Genomic DNA, 17,881 nt, shown 5'->3' on the forward strand with positions numbered 1-17,881 from the left:
AATAGACGATACATGAAAAAATCATTGAAATTTTTACTTTTAACAAGCGCTTTGGCGATAACTTCTTTTTTTCCAGTACAAGCCGAACAGGTTGAACTTGATCGGGTATCAGCTATTGTAAATGGTGGCGTTGTCTTAGAGTCTGAAATCAAAGACTTAATCGCAACCATAAAAAAGCAAGCAGAAAAGAAAAAACAAGAATTACCTTCGGATAAAGCGTTAAGAACCCAGGTTACTGAAAAATTGATTAACGATAGTTTAATTACTCAACTTGGCGAACGTATGGGTGTGCAAGTCAGTGATGCTCAGCTTGATGAAACCTTAACGAATATTGCTAAAGAAGAAAAATTCACGTTAGAAGAGTTCCGTCAAAATATTGTTAAAGATGGCACAGATTACGACAAATATCGTGAAGATGTTAGAACGGAGCTTATTTCTGGCGAAGTTCGCCGTAACAGTGTGCAGCGCCGTATTTATATTTCACCACAAGATGTGGCTAACTTACTTTCTTCAATGAAAGAGCAAACAACTGCTGACGTTGAATACCGCTTAGGTCACATACTTATTGAATTTCCAACTGAACCTACACAAGCGGATATGAACGCTGCAAAAGTGCGTGCTGAGAAAGTGATTGAATTACTTAACAACGGCAGTGATTTTGCTAAAATTGCTATTGCTTCTTCTGGTGGTTCAAATGCTTTAGAAGGGGGTGACTTAGGCTGGAAAAACATCAATGAATTACCCACGCTATTCTCATCTATTGTTGATGGCGAAAGTAAAGAAGCAATTTTAGGACCTATCCGTACAGGCTTAGGTTTTAGTATCGTAAAAATTATAGATATTCGTGGTAGACAGATTGTTGAAGTAGAAGAAGTAAAATCACGACATATATTGATAGAACCATCCGTTATCTTAAGCGAGGCCAAGGCAGAAGCGCTGTTACAAGGCTATATGGATCAAATTAATGCTGGAGAAGCCGATTTTGCTGACCTCGCTAAAGCGCATTCTGATGGACCTACCTCAGTGAGAGGTGGTGACTTAGGTTGGGCAGACCCTGATGCTTATGACCCCGCTTTTAAGAATGCGTTAGCTCGTTTGAAAGTTGATGAAATACATAAGCCTTTTAGATCTTCATTTGGCTGGCATTTAGCACAGCTAACAGGCCGTAGAACGCTTGATGCAACAGAACAGATGAACGAAAATAAAGCAAGAAGAATTCTTTTTAATCGAAAGTTTAGTCTAGAAAGTGCGCGCTGGCTTAAAGAGCTTCGCGACGAAGCATATATAGAGATTTTCAATAGAGATAAAAAATAATGATAAAACGCATAGCCATTACTCCAGGTGAACCTGCGGGAATTGGACCTGATTTAACTATCGCTATAGCACAACAAGATTGGTCAGTTGAGCTTGTGGTTGTTGCTTGTAAAAAATTAATGCAAGAGCGAGCAGCCACTTTAGGTTTACCACTAACACTTATTGATTATGATAGTGCGGTAGCTGCAAAACCACAAAAAGCAGGTACTTTAACAATACTCTCGGTTGATATGGCTGAACCTTGTGTTCCAGGTGAGCTTAATGCTGAAAATGGCAGTTATGTTATTGAAACATTAAGAATTGCTAGTGAAAAAAACATTTCGGGAGAAATCGATGCCATCGTTACAGGCCCGGTACATAAAGGATTAATCAATAAAGCTGGCATTGCTTTTAGTGGCCATACTGAATATTTCGCCAGCCAAGCCAATTGTGCGGATGTCGTGATGATGTTGGCAACTGAAGGTTTAAGAGTGGCTCTTGTCACAACGCATATTCCTTTAGCTTATGTGTCTAAAGCGATAACAGCAGAACGTTTACAAAAAGTAACGCGTATTTTAAATACGGACCTTATTAACAAATTTGGTATTAAAGAGCCTAAAATCTATGTCTGTGGCATAAACCCTCATGCCGGTGAAGATGGGCATTTAGGCCGAGAAGAAATCGATGTAATGATCCCCGCCTTAAATACCTTAAGGGATGAAGGTCTCAAGCTTATAGGGCCATTGCCTGCAGATACTATATTTCAAGAAAAGTACCTAAAAGACGCCGATGCTATTTTAACTATGTATCATGATCAAGGACTGCCTGTATTGAAATATAAAGGCTTTGGTTCATCGGTTAACATTACCTTAGGCTTACCCTTTATTAGAACTTCAGTAGACCACGGTACAGCACTTGAATTAGCCGGTACAAATTTAGCTGATTCAGGAAGTATTATTGAAGCTATCAACACCGCCATTAAATTAGCAAATAATCAATCATGAATAATAAAACTCATTTAGGCCATCAGGCCAAAAAACGCTTCGGACAAAATTTTTTACATGACGAAGGTGTTATCAGCAAAATTGTTGACGCTATCGATCCAGAACCGGGTGAAAACCTTATTGAAATTGGTCCAGGGTTAGGGGCATTAACCGAGCCTGTCATTGAACGAGCAGGTGCTATTTCAGTGGTTGAACTTGATAGAGATCTTGCTCATCGTTTACGCCATCATCCTTTTATTGCTTCAAAATTGACCATTTATGAAGCTGATGCATTGAAATTTGACTTTAGTGAGATAGCGACCAAAGAAAAACCTTTAAGAATTTTTGGCAATTTACCTTACAATATTTCAACACCATTAATTTTCCACCTACTTACTTTTAAAGATAGTGTGAAAGATATGCATTTCATGCTACAAAAAGAAGTTGTTCAACGCATGGCGGCGAGTGAAAATTGCAAAGCTTATGGACGACTTTCAATTATGACTCAATATCAGTGCCAGGTTATTCCTGTTATGCAAATAGGGCCTGAAGCGTTTAAACCTGCGCCAAAAGTTGACTCTGCTATTGTAAGATTAATACCGCATCGCGAAATTAAAAATCCTGTAAAAGACATTCGCTCGCTCAATCAAGTTTGTCTAGCGGCATTTAATCAACGTAGAAAAACCATACGTAATAGTTTTAAAAAGTTATTTACTGTTGAGCAATTAGCCGATTTAGGTATTGATGCTAGGCTTCGTGCTGAAAACCTACCCATTAGTGACTACATCAAGCTTGCCAACTTTTTAACAGATAATCCGGTCGAGTTATGAATGTAAAGTCACCGCTGGAAACAGTCGAGTCAATTGGAATGAAAGATAATATTTCAGTAAGCGTTAAAACTGAATACATTACTTCGCAATTGATTGAGAACGAAAAAAATTATATTTTTAGTTATACCATTAGTATTACTAATAACAGTAACAAGCCCATTAAATTATTGTCTCGTTATTGGTTAATTACTGATGGCGACAATAAAACCTCGACAGTTGTCGGTGAGGGAGTTATTGGTAAGCAACCGACAATAGCACCAGAAAAAACCTACAGCTACACCAGTGGTTGCGTTTTAAAAACGCCTGTTGGCACCATGCAGGGGCATTATCAAATGCTCAGTGATGATAAAAACTTGCAACAAGTTGAGATACCTGTTTTTGGCTTAGCTCAACCTCTCATTTTAAATTAAGAGCGAGACCACCGTTATGGCCATTTATTTTGTTGGAGATGTTCAAGGTTGTTATAATGAGCTTCGGGCTTTACTTGACCAAGTCGCATTTGAACCGTTAAATGACCAGCTCTGGCTTGCCGGTGATCTTGTTGCTAGAGGCCCCGATTCTTTAAAAACACTCAGGTATGTAAAGGCACTAGGCAATAGTGCCAAAGTTGTTTTAGGTAATCATGACCTGCATCTGTTAGCGATTCATGCAGGGTTAAAAAAAGCAAAACCTGCAGATTTTTTTGATGAATTATTAGCGGCTCCAGATGTTAATGAATTAATGGACTGGCTAGCAAAACAGCCTCTTATTCAAAAAATTCCTCATGAAAATGTTTACATGAGCCATGCGGGTTTACCGCCATTTTGGTCTCCTGAAGAAGCAATGCTACAAGCACAAAAAGTCAGTGAAAACTTGGCTTCAGGGCTCAGAAAAGAATGGTTAGCAATTATGTATGGTGAAGATCCTACACTATGGTCATTAGCTCAATCGCCTAATGAAAAATTTAGAATAACCGTTAATTCACTGACCAGAATGCGCTACTGCCAACTTAATCAGGCATTAGAGTTTTCATGTAAACTTTCCATAGAACAAGCGCCAAATTATATAAAGCCTTGGTTTGAATTTTCTAAAAATCAAAAAGGTTATTCATGGATATTTGGTCATTGGGCTTCATTAATGGGACATTGTTCAGCTGAAAATATTTATGCGCTGGATACAGGCTGTGTGTGGGGCGGGCATCTAACACTCTTAAGATGGTCTGATAAGAAATTATTTACAGAACACTCCCATAGAGAGAATAAACGAGAGAAAAAAATAAAAAACGCACGATAAAGCAATAACTAAAGATGAAAAATAGATTAAGCTTGTTATACTGAACTTCATGGCTTAATGTTTCATAGCATTAGCCGATAATTTAATCGACAATAATGATCAATAATCTATGATTATTGGCTTTGAAACTAAAGAGTTGCAACTAAAAAATTAGCAGTTAATTTAGTTTACACTCGTACTCAATACTATCTATTTACACGGTGACATTTATGAATTTAACGGTAGCAATGAAAATAATGGGTGGTTTTGCCATTATTGCAGTTTTGCTGGTAATAACTAGTGCCATATCTCTATGGAATTTAAACATAATTAAAGGCTCTACAGTTCAGCAAAGTGAACTAGCGATACCCACCTTACAAGGCAGCAACAAACTTGCTACGACCTTAACGCAAATAGGTAATGTTACTTTACGTGCATACTATCAAACAGAATTAGCGCCACTTAGTACTAATCTCGCTTCTTTTAACCAAGAAAAAGAAGGTTTTTCAACAGAGCTGCAAAAATTAAAAACTGTTGTCCAAAATGAAAATTCATTATTGTCTAACTTACGCAAAGTCGATTCAGTCTATGCACAACTTGAGCAAGAAATTGGCTTAGTTTTTAGTAACCGACAAATGAGTATCAATGAAGCGCTTACATTACGTAAAAAAATAAGTAGCCTTGAAGACAAAGCGGATGATGCGGCAACATTATTATTAGATCTCGCGGATCATGACTTGGCTGATACTAAGTTACAGCGAGCGGTTAGTTTAGGTGAGAGTATAGAAACGCTGCTTAACGGTGCTGTAAGTTCGGCACTTGAATACAGGGGATTAATTGATAGATCATCAGTAGATTTAGTCGGTAATCAAATTACTAATGCTTTTGTAGATGTTGAAAAATCATTTATAGATATTATTTCTGAATTGTCTAATAAGGGCGCAAAAGACGTAGCAGACGATTTATCGGTGGCCTTACGTGAATTAACTACCCTCATTAATTCTGATAATGATATTTTTTCTCATAAAGAAAAACAGTTATTAGCCTTACAAACAGCAACTGAAAATTTAGATGCGGCTGAAAAAAATATCAAAAAAGCCAACGCTATATTAGCAACGCAAGTAAACCTTGCAGACAAAACTGCCAAAGCTGCAGGTTATCTTGTTCAAGAGAAAGTTTCTGATGGTACGACACAAACGATTGGTATTATGATTTTTTCAATTGCTGCGGCAATTACTATTGCATGGTTTACCCTTATCAGTATTACTCGTCCATTAAGTCTTGTGAATAAAATGTTGAATATTGTTTCTTCTGGCGACTTGTCACATAAATTAGATGAAAGTGGCAAAGATGAATTTGCAGAATTATCACGTAATTGTAATTTATTAATTGATAGTTTACGTACCCTTATTCAGGGTATTGTCAGTCGCTCAACACAACTGGCAACTGCTGCGGAAGAAACTTCAGCCGTAACAGCGCAAGGTACGGTTGCTATTGCAGAGCAACGTTCACAGGTTGAACAAGCCGCCTCAGCAACAACACAAATGAGCAGTACTTCTCAAAGTGTTTTATCAAGTGCTAATGATACGCTAGGTGAAATAAAACAAGCTGATGATGAAGCGAAACGTATCAAAATTATTTCTGAACGTAATCGTCAAACCATTGGACTATTAGCTGATGAAGTTGATGAAGCTGCACAAGTTATTAATAAACTACAACAAGATAGTGCCTCTATTGGTGGCATTCTTGATGTTATTCGTGGTATCGCTGAACAAACTAACTTACTGGCATTAAATGCTGCCATTGAAGCCGCACGAGCGGGTGAACAAGGTCGTGGATTTGCGGTTGTTGCTGATGAAGTAAGAACGCTTGCCAGTAGAACACAAGTATCAACACAAGAAATACAAAATATGATTGAGGTACTACAAAGTGGTGCCCAACGTGCTGTTAGTGTTATGGATATTGGTAAAAAACAAGCCGCCAATTGTGTTGAGCAAAGTGAAGAAGCTGAGAAAGCACTGCAAACGATCACTCACTCGGTTCATGAAGCCTTTGACAAGAGTACTCAAATCGCTTCTGCAGCAGAAGAACAAAGTGTTGTTGCTCATGAAATAAGTGAGAACTTAGAGTCTATTGTTGCAATTGCAGAGCAAACCACTGCAGGTTCGCAACAAACCGCTCAATCAAGTAATGAAGTGGCTAAGTTAGCTGAAGAATTACAGCAATCAGTGCAACAGTTTAAACTATAATAACTTAAAATTAATGACGACAAAGTTGTCGTTTCTTTAAGCGTAAACGATTAAAAAAGGCCTGTTGAATAAATATATTCAACAGGCCTTTTAGTTTGTTGTTTTTATATTGTCATTCTTTACTACTGTAGGCTGTGGGAGCTCATTTTACCAACCAATTGATTTAAGCCAACCGTTTATAGACCTCAAAAGTTGCTTCTCAGGGTAATAGCCCACTTGGTTATTATGTAGTTGAGTTTGTCGGTAATACGCTTTCATTTCTTTCGTTGCTTGTGCTTTACGAAGTATTGCATCGGTATTTGCCAATTGATGTTCTCTTGATAAGTAGAGGTCTAAGACAGGAAACTGACTTTTCGCCAGTGACTTGGCAAATGATAGGCTATCAACCGCTGTATTCATATACCCACTAAGCATTATCAAAGCACTGGGTGATTGAAGCTTTCCTGTGGCGTATAAGTCGGCGAGTAATATTGCATGACTACCTTGCGATACTACAACAAATATTCCAGGATAACTTTTCGCCTTCTTAATCACTGCAGTCATCATTATGGTTAATTTGTCTTGGTGTTCAATTAAGTGTTTATTATTTTCTTCAAGTTGTAGCGGTTGCTTAAATGCAGTAGAGGGGTAATCTACAGGCCTACTGGGGGGTTGAATAGCAATCGTTGTCCACCCCTGACTGGGTAGCATTCTTTGTAAGTAATTTAACGCATTACTACTTTTTGCACTCATTTCCCAGTCAGGCAGTAATATCATTACACCCTTTTGATTACTTGCCGTATTCTCGTTAATGATGGTAATAAAATCTTGAGCTCCAGCGAGCATAGGTGTCAATTTTTCAGGGGTTAAGTAATGGCTCAGGTCTTGTTCTTTTTGTAGAAGGGCATTAATAGGCGCAAAAATTTTAGGGCGCTTTTTAATGATTATCTTTTCAACATCACTGGGCTTATCTTCCACTTCTTTGGTTGCTGCTTTGTTTTCTTTCGTTTTTTTCTGTTCAGTTTTAGTTTCTTCTTGATAGCGAAAACCATAACTATTACTTGCACTAACAGTGAACAAGCAAAGAATGGTTAACGAAGTTAAAAAACGTTTTATCATAAGTTCCTTAGAGATCGAAGGGGAAAAATTTACCGATAATTTGTTAATAGGTACTTTATAAATTATCGGCAGAAACTTTATTTTCTTAACAAGAAAGAGCTTAGCATCAAATAAAAGGACAAGGAACGTTGAAAGTGAGGGTCTTTTCATTAACAGGATGTGCTAGTTCTAACATTTGTGCATGTAACAATAAACGTGGGCTAGCGGTAACCGCTGCTTCGTGTGAGTATAATCGGTCACCGAGAATAGGGTGACCTAAAAATAGCATATGGACACGCAATTGATGAGAGCGCCCTGTTATGGGGGTTAATTCTACTAAAGTGCTTGGCACAGCATTATCATCGGTATCTCGAGATAAAACTTTGTAGTGAGTCAGTGATTGTTTACCACGTTCATGGTCAACCATTTGTCGAGGACGATTTGGCCAATCACAAATGAGTGGCTGATCAACCGAGCCACTTTCTGCTTTCATATGACCATATACTCGGGCAATATAACTTTTTTTTGTTTCTCGTTGTTGAAACATCCGGCTAATTGCTACATGGGCAGGCTTGTGCAATGCCATGATCAAGATACCTGATGTGGCCATATCGAGTCTATGAACAACCGTTGCCGTAGGCAGGACTTTATTGACTCTGCTTTGTAAACAGTCTTTATGAGCGGGCAAACGGCCTGAAACAGTGAGTAAGCCACTTTGCTTATTAAGCACAACAATATCATTATCTTGATAAATGATATCAAGATAAGGAGACATTGGAGGGCAATAAACAAAATCAGGATTTGGAACCATTCGCACAACTTTTTGTTGTGCTTGTAGCTCAGTTTGCTTTTCTTGATTGGTCATCATGATTAGTTACTCACCACAATTAAGCGTATTGCTTCAAATTTTAATTGTGCCTTACTAATATAGTGACTTAATTCATTTTGTTGTACTTTGATAAAATCTAACTCTTGTTGACGAACACTGGGGTTGATTGATTTTAGTGCGGTTAATCGTTGAAATTTCTCATCTAAATTTTTATGCATATTTGCAAGTGCTTTTTCTTGGATATTAATAACTTGAGGTTGAGCATGTCCTTCAGCTTTAGCCACTAAAGGTGTGACTTGTTCTCTCAACGCTTTGACTAATTGCAAAGCGACTTGTTTTTTAACCGGTGCGAGCTGCTGATCTAAAATGTTCTCACTGACTTTATCTGCCAAGTCGTTACCGTTTTTATCAACAAGAACACGAATGGGTGTAGTGGGTAAGTAACGGCCAAGTTGTAGATGGTTTGGCGCAGTTGCTTCAACCGTAAAAATACACTCGATGAAAAATGTACCTGCAGGCAATGCAGGGTTCTTTAATAAGCCTATGCTGGAGTTGCCAGTTTGATCGCTAAGGACTAAATCCATAGCGCCACGGACCATAGGATGATCCCATGTTAATAAATGATAATCTTCACAGGCTAATGCCGTATCCCGATTAAACGTGATGGTAGTACCATCATCAGGTAAGCAAGGGAAGTTACCACAAAGCATATGTTCACTGGGCTGTAAAGCAATCGCATTATCTGACTTGTCGTCTTGGGTGATACCAAAAACATCAAGTACTTGAAACATGAATTGTGGCAATTCAATTTGTTGATCTAGTGCAGATATTTCTTTGACTAATTCGTGTGAACGGCCTTGTCCAGAAGAGCGCAATTCTAATAACTTATCTCGTCCTGATTCTAAATTAGTTTTAAGGGTTAAATGCTTAGCATGACTTTCATCAATTAATTTTTCAGCTGCGCTAGACTGCCATTGTGCCGCTAAAGCTAAATCAAATAATTGCTCACCAAAGTCATCAAAAATAGCACGACCCGTAATACAAGTATGTTCAAATGCATTTAAACCATTTTGATACCAGTTAAAAAGTAAACCTTGCGCCGAATCAGCAAAATAAGGCACATGCAAGCGTATCGTTTGTGTTTGCCCTATACGGTCTAAACGGCCAATACGTTGTTCTAAAAGATCCGGGTTTTGAGGTAAATCAAATAACACCAAATGATGTGCAAATTGGAAGTTTCTCCCTTCACTGCCAATTTCAGAACACAGTAAACATTGTGCACTGTCTTCGTCTTGAGCAAAATAAGCGGCCGCTTTGTCTCGTTCAAAAATACTCAAACCTTCATGGAAAACAGCCGCTCGAATACCTTCTTTTACACGTAATGCGGCTTCTAAATCAATAGCTGTTTGAGCATGTGCACAAATGACCAGTAGCTTTTCTTTCTTTAGGGTTTGTAATAGCTCTATTAAATAGTCAACACGGGGATCAATATCGGTCCAGTTTTCATGACTATTTAACGAAAACATAATTTCAGGTGTAAAAATATGTTTTGCTTGTGATAACGCTTTTAAATTCTCACTACTGTCTGACAACAAAAATTCATTAATGTGGTCTTGATAAGCTTCAGGCAAGGATAAAGGTGTTGAATGTAATTCTCGTTCAGGGAAACCTTTTATAGTATTTCTGCTGTTTCTAAAAAGAATACGACCTGTGCCATGGCGATCAAGTAGCTGTGTAAGTACTTGCTCACGTGACGCTATTTGTTCAAGCGTTTCTTTCTCCGTTTCAGTGATGAGATTAATATTTACCAAGTGTTTACTGATATCTGTTTCTTGTAATAGCTCGGTCAGCGTAACTTGCTGTTCTACAGATAAAGCATCTTTAGCAACCAATGCATTAGCAGCATTGGCAACCTCAGTATAGTGGCTTTCTTCTTCAGTAAATTTTTGATAATCAAAGAAACGATCAGGGTCAAGTAAGCGTAAACGAGCAAAGTGGCTTTCATGACCGAGTTGGTCAGGCGTCGCTGTTAATAATAAAACACCCGGGATACTTTGGGCCAATTGTTCAACACATAAATACTCGATACTGGGGTTATCTTGATGCCAATTTAAGTGATGAGCTTCATCAACAACCATTAAATCCCAGTCTTCTGCGATCAGGTCTTCATACCATTCTGGATTTTGTGTGACAAAATCCAAATTAACTAATACCAGTTGCTCAGTGCTGAATGGGTTTTCTTGTTCACCGGAGTTTTTAATTTCTTGGCAACGTCCGCTATCAAAAATACTGAAATGTAAGTTAAAACGTCGCAACATTTCGACTAACCACTGGTGCATCAGTGATTCAGGTACAATAATCAAAATACGCTTGGCGCGCCCTGTTACGAGTTGCTGATGAATAATTAAACCTGCTTCAATCGTTTTACCTAAACCTACTTCATCGGCCAGTAATACACGAGGTGCAAACCTACAACCGACTTCTTCAGCGATATATAATTGATGAGGAATTAAACTGACTCGGCCACCACTTAAGCCCATTAATGGAGATTGCTGTTGAGTGTGTTGGTGTTTTAAACTGTCTTTGCGTAAACGAAACCAGTCGAGACGGTCAACTTGACCATTTAGCAGTCGGTCGTGTGGTTTATTAAATTTGATAAAATGGTCAATCATCACTTCTTTTAGTGATGTTTCTTCACCATTATCTTGGCGTTTACCGTGATAGGTCAGTAAATTATCAATGTCTTCAATCCTGTCAACGGTTAATATCCAGCCTTCATGGCTCGGAATGCTGTCACCTTGATTGAAAATAACACGGGTTAATGGTGCGTTTGCTATGGCATATTGGCGTGATTCACCGGTAGCGGTAAATATAATCGATACAAATCGGTGTTCAACCGTTAAGACCGTACCTAATCCTTGATCCGACTCTCCGTCACTTATCCATCGTTGACCAGGGTAAAAAACCATATAAAACTCCAAAATTAAAATCTTGCACGGTTATAAAAAACTTGTGCAACAGAACACGCCAAAGACGGCATTAAAAAAGGGCGCTATAGTAACGTTAATCATAGCTATGATCACCAAAAAATGCAGAGAATTTATAAAACGGTTCAATAAAGTTTGTCTGAGGATAAATAATCTTAAGATGTCACTTGCCAGTGATAAATTTAGCTGGCAAAGTAGAATTATCATTCAAGTAATAAGGTGATGGTTACTGTTTTTGGTTTTTTAGTCAGCAGTTGAATACTCGGTTATTAAGTTTACTTACCGATTCTTCTGTTTCTTTTAACTTAGATCGGAGATCTTTGTATGAATGAAGAAAAAATTATTTACGTATTAGACACAAATATTTTATTACACGAACCCTTTGCTTTTCTCTCTTTTAAAGAGCATGACGTAGTCGTTCCCATGACCGTCCTTGAAGAATTAGACTCCATTAAAGACCGCCAAAAAGATGTTAGTCGAGATGCCCGTGTTGCTATACGCGCACTTGAAGACGTACTTGTCCACGCCACACCTGAAGAAGTACTCGCGGGTGTTAAATTACCTCAAAATGACGCAGAACATCCCAGTGGTTGTTTATCTATTTTCAATGATTATACGTTGGAGCAAAAAACAGGTTGTTTATCTTTCAATGAAAATGACAATCGTATTATTAATGCCGCTTTATATATACAGGAGAAAAAAGCGTCTAATAAAGTGGTGCTAGTGACTAAAGACATTAATATGCGTTTAAAAGCTAAAGGGGCTGGTTTAGCTTATGTTGAAGATTACCGAACAGATCAACTTATTGATGATATTAAGTTTTTAACTAAAGGTTATCATAAATTTGAGGGGGATTTTTGGCAACATGTCAATGAGTGTGAAAGTGAAACAGAAGGTCGAAATACCACCCACTATATTAAACGTGATGTACTCCCCAATACTTATATGAATGAATACCTTATTGATGATAGCGAACACTTTGCGGGTAAAGTCATTGGTTGGGACGATGACAAACTTGCGGTAACAGATTTGAGTCGAGAACGTTTAATGGCGAAACAGGCATGGGGTATCCATCCAAAAAATATCTACCAAGGTATGGCAATGGACGCTTTACTCGACCCTACAATAGATTTAGTCATTCTTACGGGCCCCGCGGGGTGTGGAAAAACACTATTAGCATTGGCATCAGCGCTTGAACAAGTCATAGAACGTGGCTTATACGATAAAGTTATCGTAACACGTAGTACCCCTGAAATTGCCGAATCTATCGGCTTCTTACCCGGTACAGAAGAAGAAAAAATGGCACCTTGGTTAGCGGCAATAACAGATTCATTAGAAGTCTTACATAAACAAGATGAAAATATGAATGGCAGCCTTGATTACATTATGGAAAAAGCCAACATTCAATTTAAGTCAGTGAACTTCATGCGTGGTCGAAGTATTCAGCATTCTTTGGTGTTACTCGACGAATGTCAGAACTTAACCGCATCGCAGTTAAAAACGATTATCACGCGTTGTGGTGAAGGGACAAAACTCGTGTGTTCAGGTAATCTTGCGCAAATCGATAGTAATTATTTAACACCTGTTACGTCAGGGCTTACTTATATTGTTGAACGCTTTAAAAATTTTTCAGGTAGCTCAACAATCAACTTAAATGGGGTGGTCAGAAGTCGGTTAGCTTCTTTTGCAGAGGAAAATTTATAGGGGTGATAGTTGTTTAGATACTAAGATAAAAAAGGCTCATTTTTGATCCTTTTTTATCAGTGATCTTTGCACGACTTAGTCTGTAGACTAGTTATCAAAGCATATTTTCAGTAAGATGTCTTATTCTAAGTGAATAACAAATTATCAGAATAAATATGAGGTTGTCGCATTGTTTGGTAAGTATTCTAAAGAACAGGTATTTAGTCGTTACAATCGCTCTGTTTTAGCGGTATTTATTGTTATAATATTCATTGCGGTTTCGATAGCTTCTTACCGATATTTTGTTGAGCTAGACTCTTACCAAACTCGAGAACTTCGCACGTTAACTACACGTGCCAAACAGTTAGAAAACACCCTTATCTTGGGATTGAAAAGCATCGCAGGAATAAAAAAGTTTGCAAATTATCACCTTTCTTTTCCTGAAGAGTTACTCTCCACCACACCGCCACTTACACAAGATGGTGATGAATTCTATTTAAAGAAAAATAGTCGAGACTCATTCGCACACCGTAAAAATTATCGAGGAAGTATTACAGGAATAGGTCAAGTTGCTGATTTTGATGAGTTACAAAATCAGGAATTAGCAATGGCTAATGCATTAACTCCTGCTTTTATTATTGCAAAAAATTCAATTAAAGAATCTACTTGGTTTTATTATGTGTCTTTAAATCAATTTGTCAGTCTTTACCCTTGGATAGGTCGTGAGAGTTGGCGATTTTCAGAACACAATCTTAATAATAACAATATTAATAGCATTAAAGCGCTGTTACCGGGAGAGAACAACTTTTTTTGGTCGCCACCTTATTTAGATTCAGCAGGGAAGGGGTTAAGCTCTTCATTAGGGACATCAGTCTATCGCAATAAAAAAATAGCAGGTGCGGTGCTAGTGGATTTTAGCCTATCAAGTTTAAGTGATAGTTTGCCTGAGATTAATAAACCCAATCAAGGGCTTGTGCTCATTGATGAAAAAAACAACATACTTATTCATAAAACAGCAGATAACAAAGCTTTATCAACGAAAATCACTTGGCAAGATATTGCACCAAAGCAACTCATCAATTATTCCTCCAAGCGTCTCAATAAATTACCAAATAGTTATCGAGTGGGTTCATGGCTTATTCAAAAATATCAATTACCTATAAACGGTTGGGTGTTACTTAAGTATCAGCCTTATCAAGACTTTACTGCCCCTATTTTGAACCGCTTCATTGTGATGCTTATTTTGCTATTCTTAGGGCTATTTGCGTTTATGAGTATCATTTATGTTGTTACGCGCAAAACGTTTATGAAGCCGACTAAAGAATTTATCAATCATATTGAACATTGTTCGCAGGGTGATCCTGGTAAAGTAAAGCCGCCTGCTGACTGGTCGTATTGGTTTAAAATTGTTGAAGATATTTTTGGACAAAATCGTACGTTATTACAGCAACTTAAAGATCAGAATATTATTCTCGACACGCGGGTTAATGAGAAAACCCAAGCGCTACGTCTTAAAAGTGAACAGCATCAACGTGACTATGCTTTGTTGCGTTCAGTGATGGATGCTATTCCAGATTACATTATTTTTAATGATTTAGATGGGACAATGATTGGTTATAACAAAGCGTTTGAAAACTTTGTTCAAGCGACCTCTTTAGATCTTATTGGTAAGTCTAGTGACGAAGTGGTCTGTCTTGAGTTAGGGCAATCATTAGTTTCAATGTCGGCGGCGTCGTTAACCCGAAAAACGGATCAAGGATTAGCACAGGTCGTTGAAACCTCATCTAATACCTATGAAGTTTTTAGTAATCAGCTTTATAGCCAAACAGCTGAAATTGTTGGCACTATTAATTTAGTTCGAGATGTTACTGCGCAATATGCAGCGAATATCGCTTTGGAACAAGCAAAAAACCAAGCCGAGTATGCTAACCAAGCAAAAAGTCAGTTTTTAGCCAACATGAGTCATGAAATACGTACACCCATTAACGCGATTAAAGGTATGTTATTTCTATTAGCAAGAACACGGTTAACCAATGAGCAGAAGCAATATTTATTAAATGCAGAGGGGGCATCAGTATCATTGCTTCACTTGGTTGATGAAGTACTCGATTTAGCTAAAATAGAATCGGGGAATATGTCTATGGTAAAAATGCCAGAGAGTATTGATACAATCGTTGACCAAGCGGTTAAACTAAATATTGGTATGATCAGCGAGAAGCAATTATCTCTGAAAATTAATATTGATTTTGATGTCCCCGATATTGTCTTAACTGATGGTATGAGACTGGTTCAAGTACTGACAAACTTACTGAATAATGCCATGAAGTTCACCCCTCAAGGTGAAATTTCACTCAGCGTCGAAAGGGTTGATTCAACCACTCGTTTTTTAGAAAGTACGCTTGCTCATTCACCCGTTTTTGTTCGCTTTATTGTTGCTGATACCGGCATAGGTATTGCTAAAGATAAGCAAGGGCATTTATTTGAAGCGTTTCGTCAAGCTGATGAGTCAATGACTCGCGAGTATGGTGGTTCAGGATTAGGCTTGTCTATTTGTCAGCAAATTGTCAACCTTTTATCGGGTGAAATTTCACTGGAAAGTGAATTAGGTACAGGGACTATATTCAATTTTGTTCTCCCTTTTAATGTTGTCCAAGACAACTCATCAAAAGAGGCATTAGCGCTAACGTTATGCAGCTTTCCTCTAGGTTTATCTGAATCGTTAAAAGAAAGCTTATCAGCATATCAAATAAAACACGTTAATATTACATCGTTATCAGGACTTAAAAATTATAAGAATGATAAATATGTCGCTATTCTTATTGACGAAGATGATATTAATGAAAATCTGGAAGAAATATATAAAACCTGCCTTGATAATCAAGTGTTATTGGCAATAAGTCATCAAATGGCGAATGGAATATCGTCGCAGATAATCGAACGAATTGAAACATTAAAACTTCCTTATGTGTTGCTAGAAAAACCCCTTTATCGAAGCTTTATCCGTAAGCTCTTCTTGGCGGTCTACAACAAAGAACTTGTGGTAAAAAATATCGATAATCAATTGCTTGCCGATAAAATAAATCCACAAGAACGTAATGATTTAAGAGGTATTACTGTTTTACTTGTTGAAGATAATTTAGTGAATCAGCTAGTCGCAAAAGAACTACTAAGAATGATGCAAGCTAATGTTATTATTGCTGAAAATGGTAAAGAGGCACTGGATGTTCTGGCGAGTAAGGATCAAGGTATCGAAGTGGTACTTATGGACATTCAAATGCCAGTGATGGACGGGTTAACAGCGGCTCGTCAAATTCGTCAACAAAAAGAATTTGATCATTTACCCATTATTGCCATGACGGCTCATGCTCGCCAAGAAGACAAAGAAAGAAGCTTTGCGGCAGGCATGAATAAGCATATGGCAAAACCTATTAATGCTGAATTACTACTTTCTGGTATTTTAGAAGTTCTTAATAAACAGGCTTAATTATTGTTCCTCATCAATGAATGCGGTGTCTTTTTGTTCAATTGTCTTTTGGGGTTGAGGTTTTACTTTTGCATGGAATAGCTCTGCAGTGAAATGCCCGTTACCTACGGCTAATTCAGATACCTGTGCTATTTCACCTAAAGGTAGTAGTCTCGGGCCTGTTGGCTCAGCAAGTACATATGTTATTTCATCAATAACGATTGTTTGGTCATTAGCTTGCACAGGTATTTTTATACCCAATAAAGCGTGATTATCAATAAAGACTAAAATCATTTTTATACGTGGCATCAGACTGCGCAGAATCGCAGCCGTTAGTGTTACTTTGCTGTCACAATCTCCTTGGTTTTCCCATAGTAGTTTTAATGGCGGATTAAATCCGGCACCAGAAGCGGTTACCCTTGATTCTAACGTTGCGTAAGGAATACTTTGTACAAACCCCAGAACATAGTCAGTAACCTTACGAATGTTTTTTATTAAAAATTTTTCAAGAATTATTGGCTTAACTGACTTTAAATCGATGCTCGAAATACTTGCAAATTGGCTATGATTTGGTTTTACCGCGTTTATTTGATCGTGAGTTACAAATTGATGATAATAATTATTTGCTAAATATTGATCACTTAATTCTTGCTTTAACTTATAAACTCTAGCGTAAGCGGCATTGATTGTTTGGTTGTTTCGTCCTTTTATGACAATTTCACCGTCATCGGTATTTTTGCTAAAATTGATCATTACGCCATTAATAGGCTCTGCACGCAGCTTTTTTTGTAGCGCATTATTAATTGAGAATTTTGCCATTTCAGGCTTAAACACTTTGAAATTTCTGAAACGATCAAACAATGCTCGCTTAGCCATTATAAACTGCAGGTTTTGCGTGTCACCTTGATAGTCGAGCCATTGATAATTAAATTGATAGTTGTCACCTTTTTCTATTTTTGAAAAGGCAAGTTGATCGGCAAAAGCCAAAGAGGGCATAAAAAAGTAAAGAACTATGCAAAGAATTTTATTTAAAATATCGCGAGTCATCGAGAATAATCAAACCACTAACAAAAATATAATCTAATCTAACATTAACGCATTTTTACTTTTCATACCAATGGCAAAGTGATGACGGAATATTTAATCGTTGACGCTTTACTTTTAAGGAGATTTTGCTATATTCAAACACATGTTTGAAATGATTGTTTCAAAAGTTAAATTAATGTTATTTGTAGT

The 17,881-nt window shown here is 37.5% G+C and carries 12 protein-coding genes; 8 read left to right on the plus strand and 4 right to left on the minus strand.

The genetic code is table 11. The features are described from left to right. The first annotated feature begins 12 nt into the window (after positions 1-12). From surA to H4J73_RS00835, 6 genes are all read left to right on the plus strand, one after another. On the plus strand, positions 13-1,314 hold the full coding sequence (gene surA / locus H4J73_RS00810; protein WP_182179124.1) for a peptidylprolyl isomerase SurA: 1,302 nt from the start codon (positions 13-15) through the stop codon (positions 1,312-1,314). Next, complete coding sequence (gene pdxA / locus H4J73_RS00815) at positions 1,314-2,297, plus strand: 4-hydroxythreonine-4-phosphate dehydrogenase PdxA (RefSeq protein ID WP_220460024.1); 984 nt, start codon at positions 1,314-1,316, stop codon at positions 2,295-2,297. The genes surA and pdxA overlap by 1 nt, the downstream gene beginning before the upstream one ends. After that, on the plus strand, positions 2,294-3,106 hold the full coding sequence (gene rsmA, locus H4J73_RS00820; protein WP_182179126.1) for a 16S rRNA (adenine(1518)-N(6)/adenine(1519)-N(6))-dimethyltransferase RsmA: 813 nt from the start codon (positions 2,294-2,296) through the stop codon (positions 3,104-3,106). Before pdxA ends, rsmA begins: the two co-directional genes overlap by 4 nt. After that, complete coding sequence (apaG, locus tag H4J73_RS00825) at positions 3,103-3,516, plus strand: Co2+/Mg2+ efflux protein ApaG (RefSeq protein ID WP_259367810.1); 414 nt, start codon at positions 3,103-3,105, stop codon at positions 3,514-3,516. The genes rsmA and apaG overlap by 4 nt, the downstream gene beginning before the upstream one ends. A 16-nt stretch (positions 3,517-3,532) precedes the next feature. Next, positions 3,533-4,378, plus strand: a complete 846-nt coding sequence (locus H4J73_RS00830; RefSeq protein WP_182179130.1) for a symmetrical bis(5'-nucleosyl)-tetraphosphatase — start codon at positions 3,533-3,535, stop codon at positions 4,376-4,378. A gap of 209 nt (positions 4,379-4,587) precedes the next feature. Then, positions 4,588-6,606: a methyl-accepting chemotaxis protein gene (locus tag H4J73_RS00835; RefSeq protein WP_182179132.1), complete on the plus strand. Its 2,019-nt coding sequence runs from the start codon at positions 4,588-4,590 to the stop codon at positions 6,604-6,606. A gap of 147 nt (positions 6,607-6,753) precedes the next feature. Here H4J73_RS00835 and H4J73_RS00840 read toward each other — a convergent pair whose 3' ends face one another. From H4J73_RS00840 to rapA, 3 genes are all read right to left on the minus strand, one after another. Beyond that, on the minus strand, positions 6,754-7,704 hold the full coding sequence (locus H4J73_RS00840) for a DUF3530 family protein (RefSeq protein ID WP_182179134.1): 951 nt from the start codon (positions 7,702-7,704) through the stop codon (positions 6,754-6,756). A gap of 106 nt (positions 7,705-7,810) precedes the next feature. Further along, a complete protein-coding gene (locus tag H4J73_RS00845) occupies positions 7,811-8,494 on the minus strand; it encodes a pseudouridine synthase (protein ID WP_182179299.1) in 684 nt (227 codons plus the stop codon). Between the two features lie 59 nt (positions 8,495-8,553). Then, the gene (gene rapA, locus H4J73_RS00850) at positions 8,554-11,481 is read right to left on the minus strand and encodes an RNA polymerase-associated protein RapA (RefSeq protein ID WP_182223834.1); all 2,928 of its coding nucleotides are present in this window, start codon (positions 11,479-11,481) and stop codon (positions 8,554-8,556) included. Positions 11,482-11,823: 342 nt separating this feature from the next. Here rapA and H4J73_RS00855 point away from each other — a divergent pair, with 342 nt between their 5' ends. Both H4J73_RS00855 and H4J73_RS00860 read left to right on the plus strand, forming a co-directional pair. Continuing rightward, positions 11,824-13,203, plus strand: a complete 1,380-nt coding sequence (locus tag H4J73_RS00855; RefSeq protein WP_182179138.1) for a PhoH family protein — start codon at positions 11,824-11,826, stop codon at positions 13,201-13,203. A gap of 169 nt (positions 13,204-13,372) precedes the next feature. Further along, on the plus strand, positions 13,373-16,666 hold the full coding sequence (locus tag H4J73_RS00860; protein WP_182223833.1) for an ATP-binding protein: 3,294 nt from the start codon (positions 13,373-13,375) through the stop codon (positions 16,664-16,666). Here the strand turns inward: H4J73_RS00860 and H4J73_RS00865 are convergent, their stop codons facing one another. Further along, positions 16,667-17,641 (minus strand): hypothetical protein, encoded by a 975-nt coding sequence (locus tag H4J73_RS00865; RefSeq protein WP_182179142.1) that lies wholly within the window; start codon positions 17,639-17,641, stop codon positions 16,667-16,669. Positions 17,642-17,881 lie beyond the last annotated feature (240 nt).

The sequence above is a fragment of the Colwellia sp. MB3u-41 genome (genome assembly GCF_014076845.1).
GTDB lineage: Bacteria > Pseudomonadota > Gammaproteobacteria > Enterobacterales > Alteromonadaceae > Colwellia_A.

Coding starts and splice junctions, on each gene's coding strand:
- surA (WP_182179124.1), top strand. CDS start 13: ATGAAAAAATCATTGAAATTTTTACTTTTAACAAGCGCTTTGGCGATA.
- pdxA (WP_220460024.1), top strand. CDS start 1,314: ATGATAAAACGCATAGCCATTACTCCAGGTGAACCTGCGGGAATTGGA.
- rsmA (WP_182179126.1), top strand. CDS start 2,294: ATGAATAATAAAACTCATTTAGGCCATCAGGCCAAAAAACGCTTCGGA.
- apaG (WP_259367810.1), top strand. CDS start 3,103: ATGAATGTAAAGTCACCGCTGGAAACAGTCGAGTCAATTGGAATGAAA.
- H4J73_RS00830 (WP_182179130.1), top strand. CDS start 3,533: ATGGCCATTTATTTTGTTGGAGATGTTCAAGGTTGTTATAATGAGCTT.
- H4J73_RS00835 (WP_182179132.1), top strand. CDS start 4,588: ATGAATTTAACGGTAGCAATGAAAATAATGGGTGGTTTTGCCATTATT.
- H4J73_RS00840 (WP_182179134.1), bottom strand. CDS start 7,704: ATGATAAAACGTTTTTTAACTTCGTTAACCATTCTTTGCTTGTTCACT.
- H4J73_RS00845 (WP_182179299.1), bottom strand. CDS start 8,494: ATGGTTCCAAATCCTGATTTTGTTTATTGCCCTCCAATGTCTCCTTAT.
- rapA (WP_182223834.1), bottom strand. CDS start 11,481: ATGGTTTTTTACCCTGGTCAACGATGGATAAGTGACGGAGAGTCGGAT.
- H4J73_RS00855 (WP_182179138.1), top strand. CDS start 11,824: ATGAATGAAGAAAAAATTATTTACGTATTAGACACAAATATTTTATTA.
- H4J73_RS00865 (WP_182179142.1), bottom strand. CDS start 17,641: ATGCCCTCTTTGGCTTTTGCCGATCAACTTGCCTTTTCAAAAATAGAA.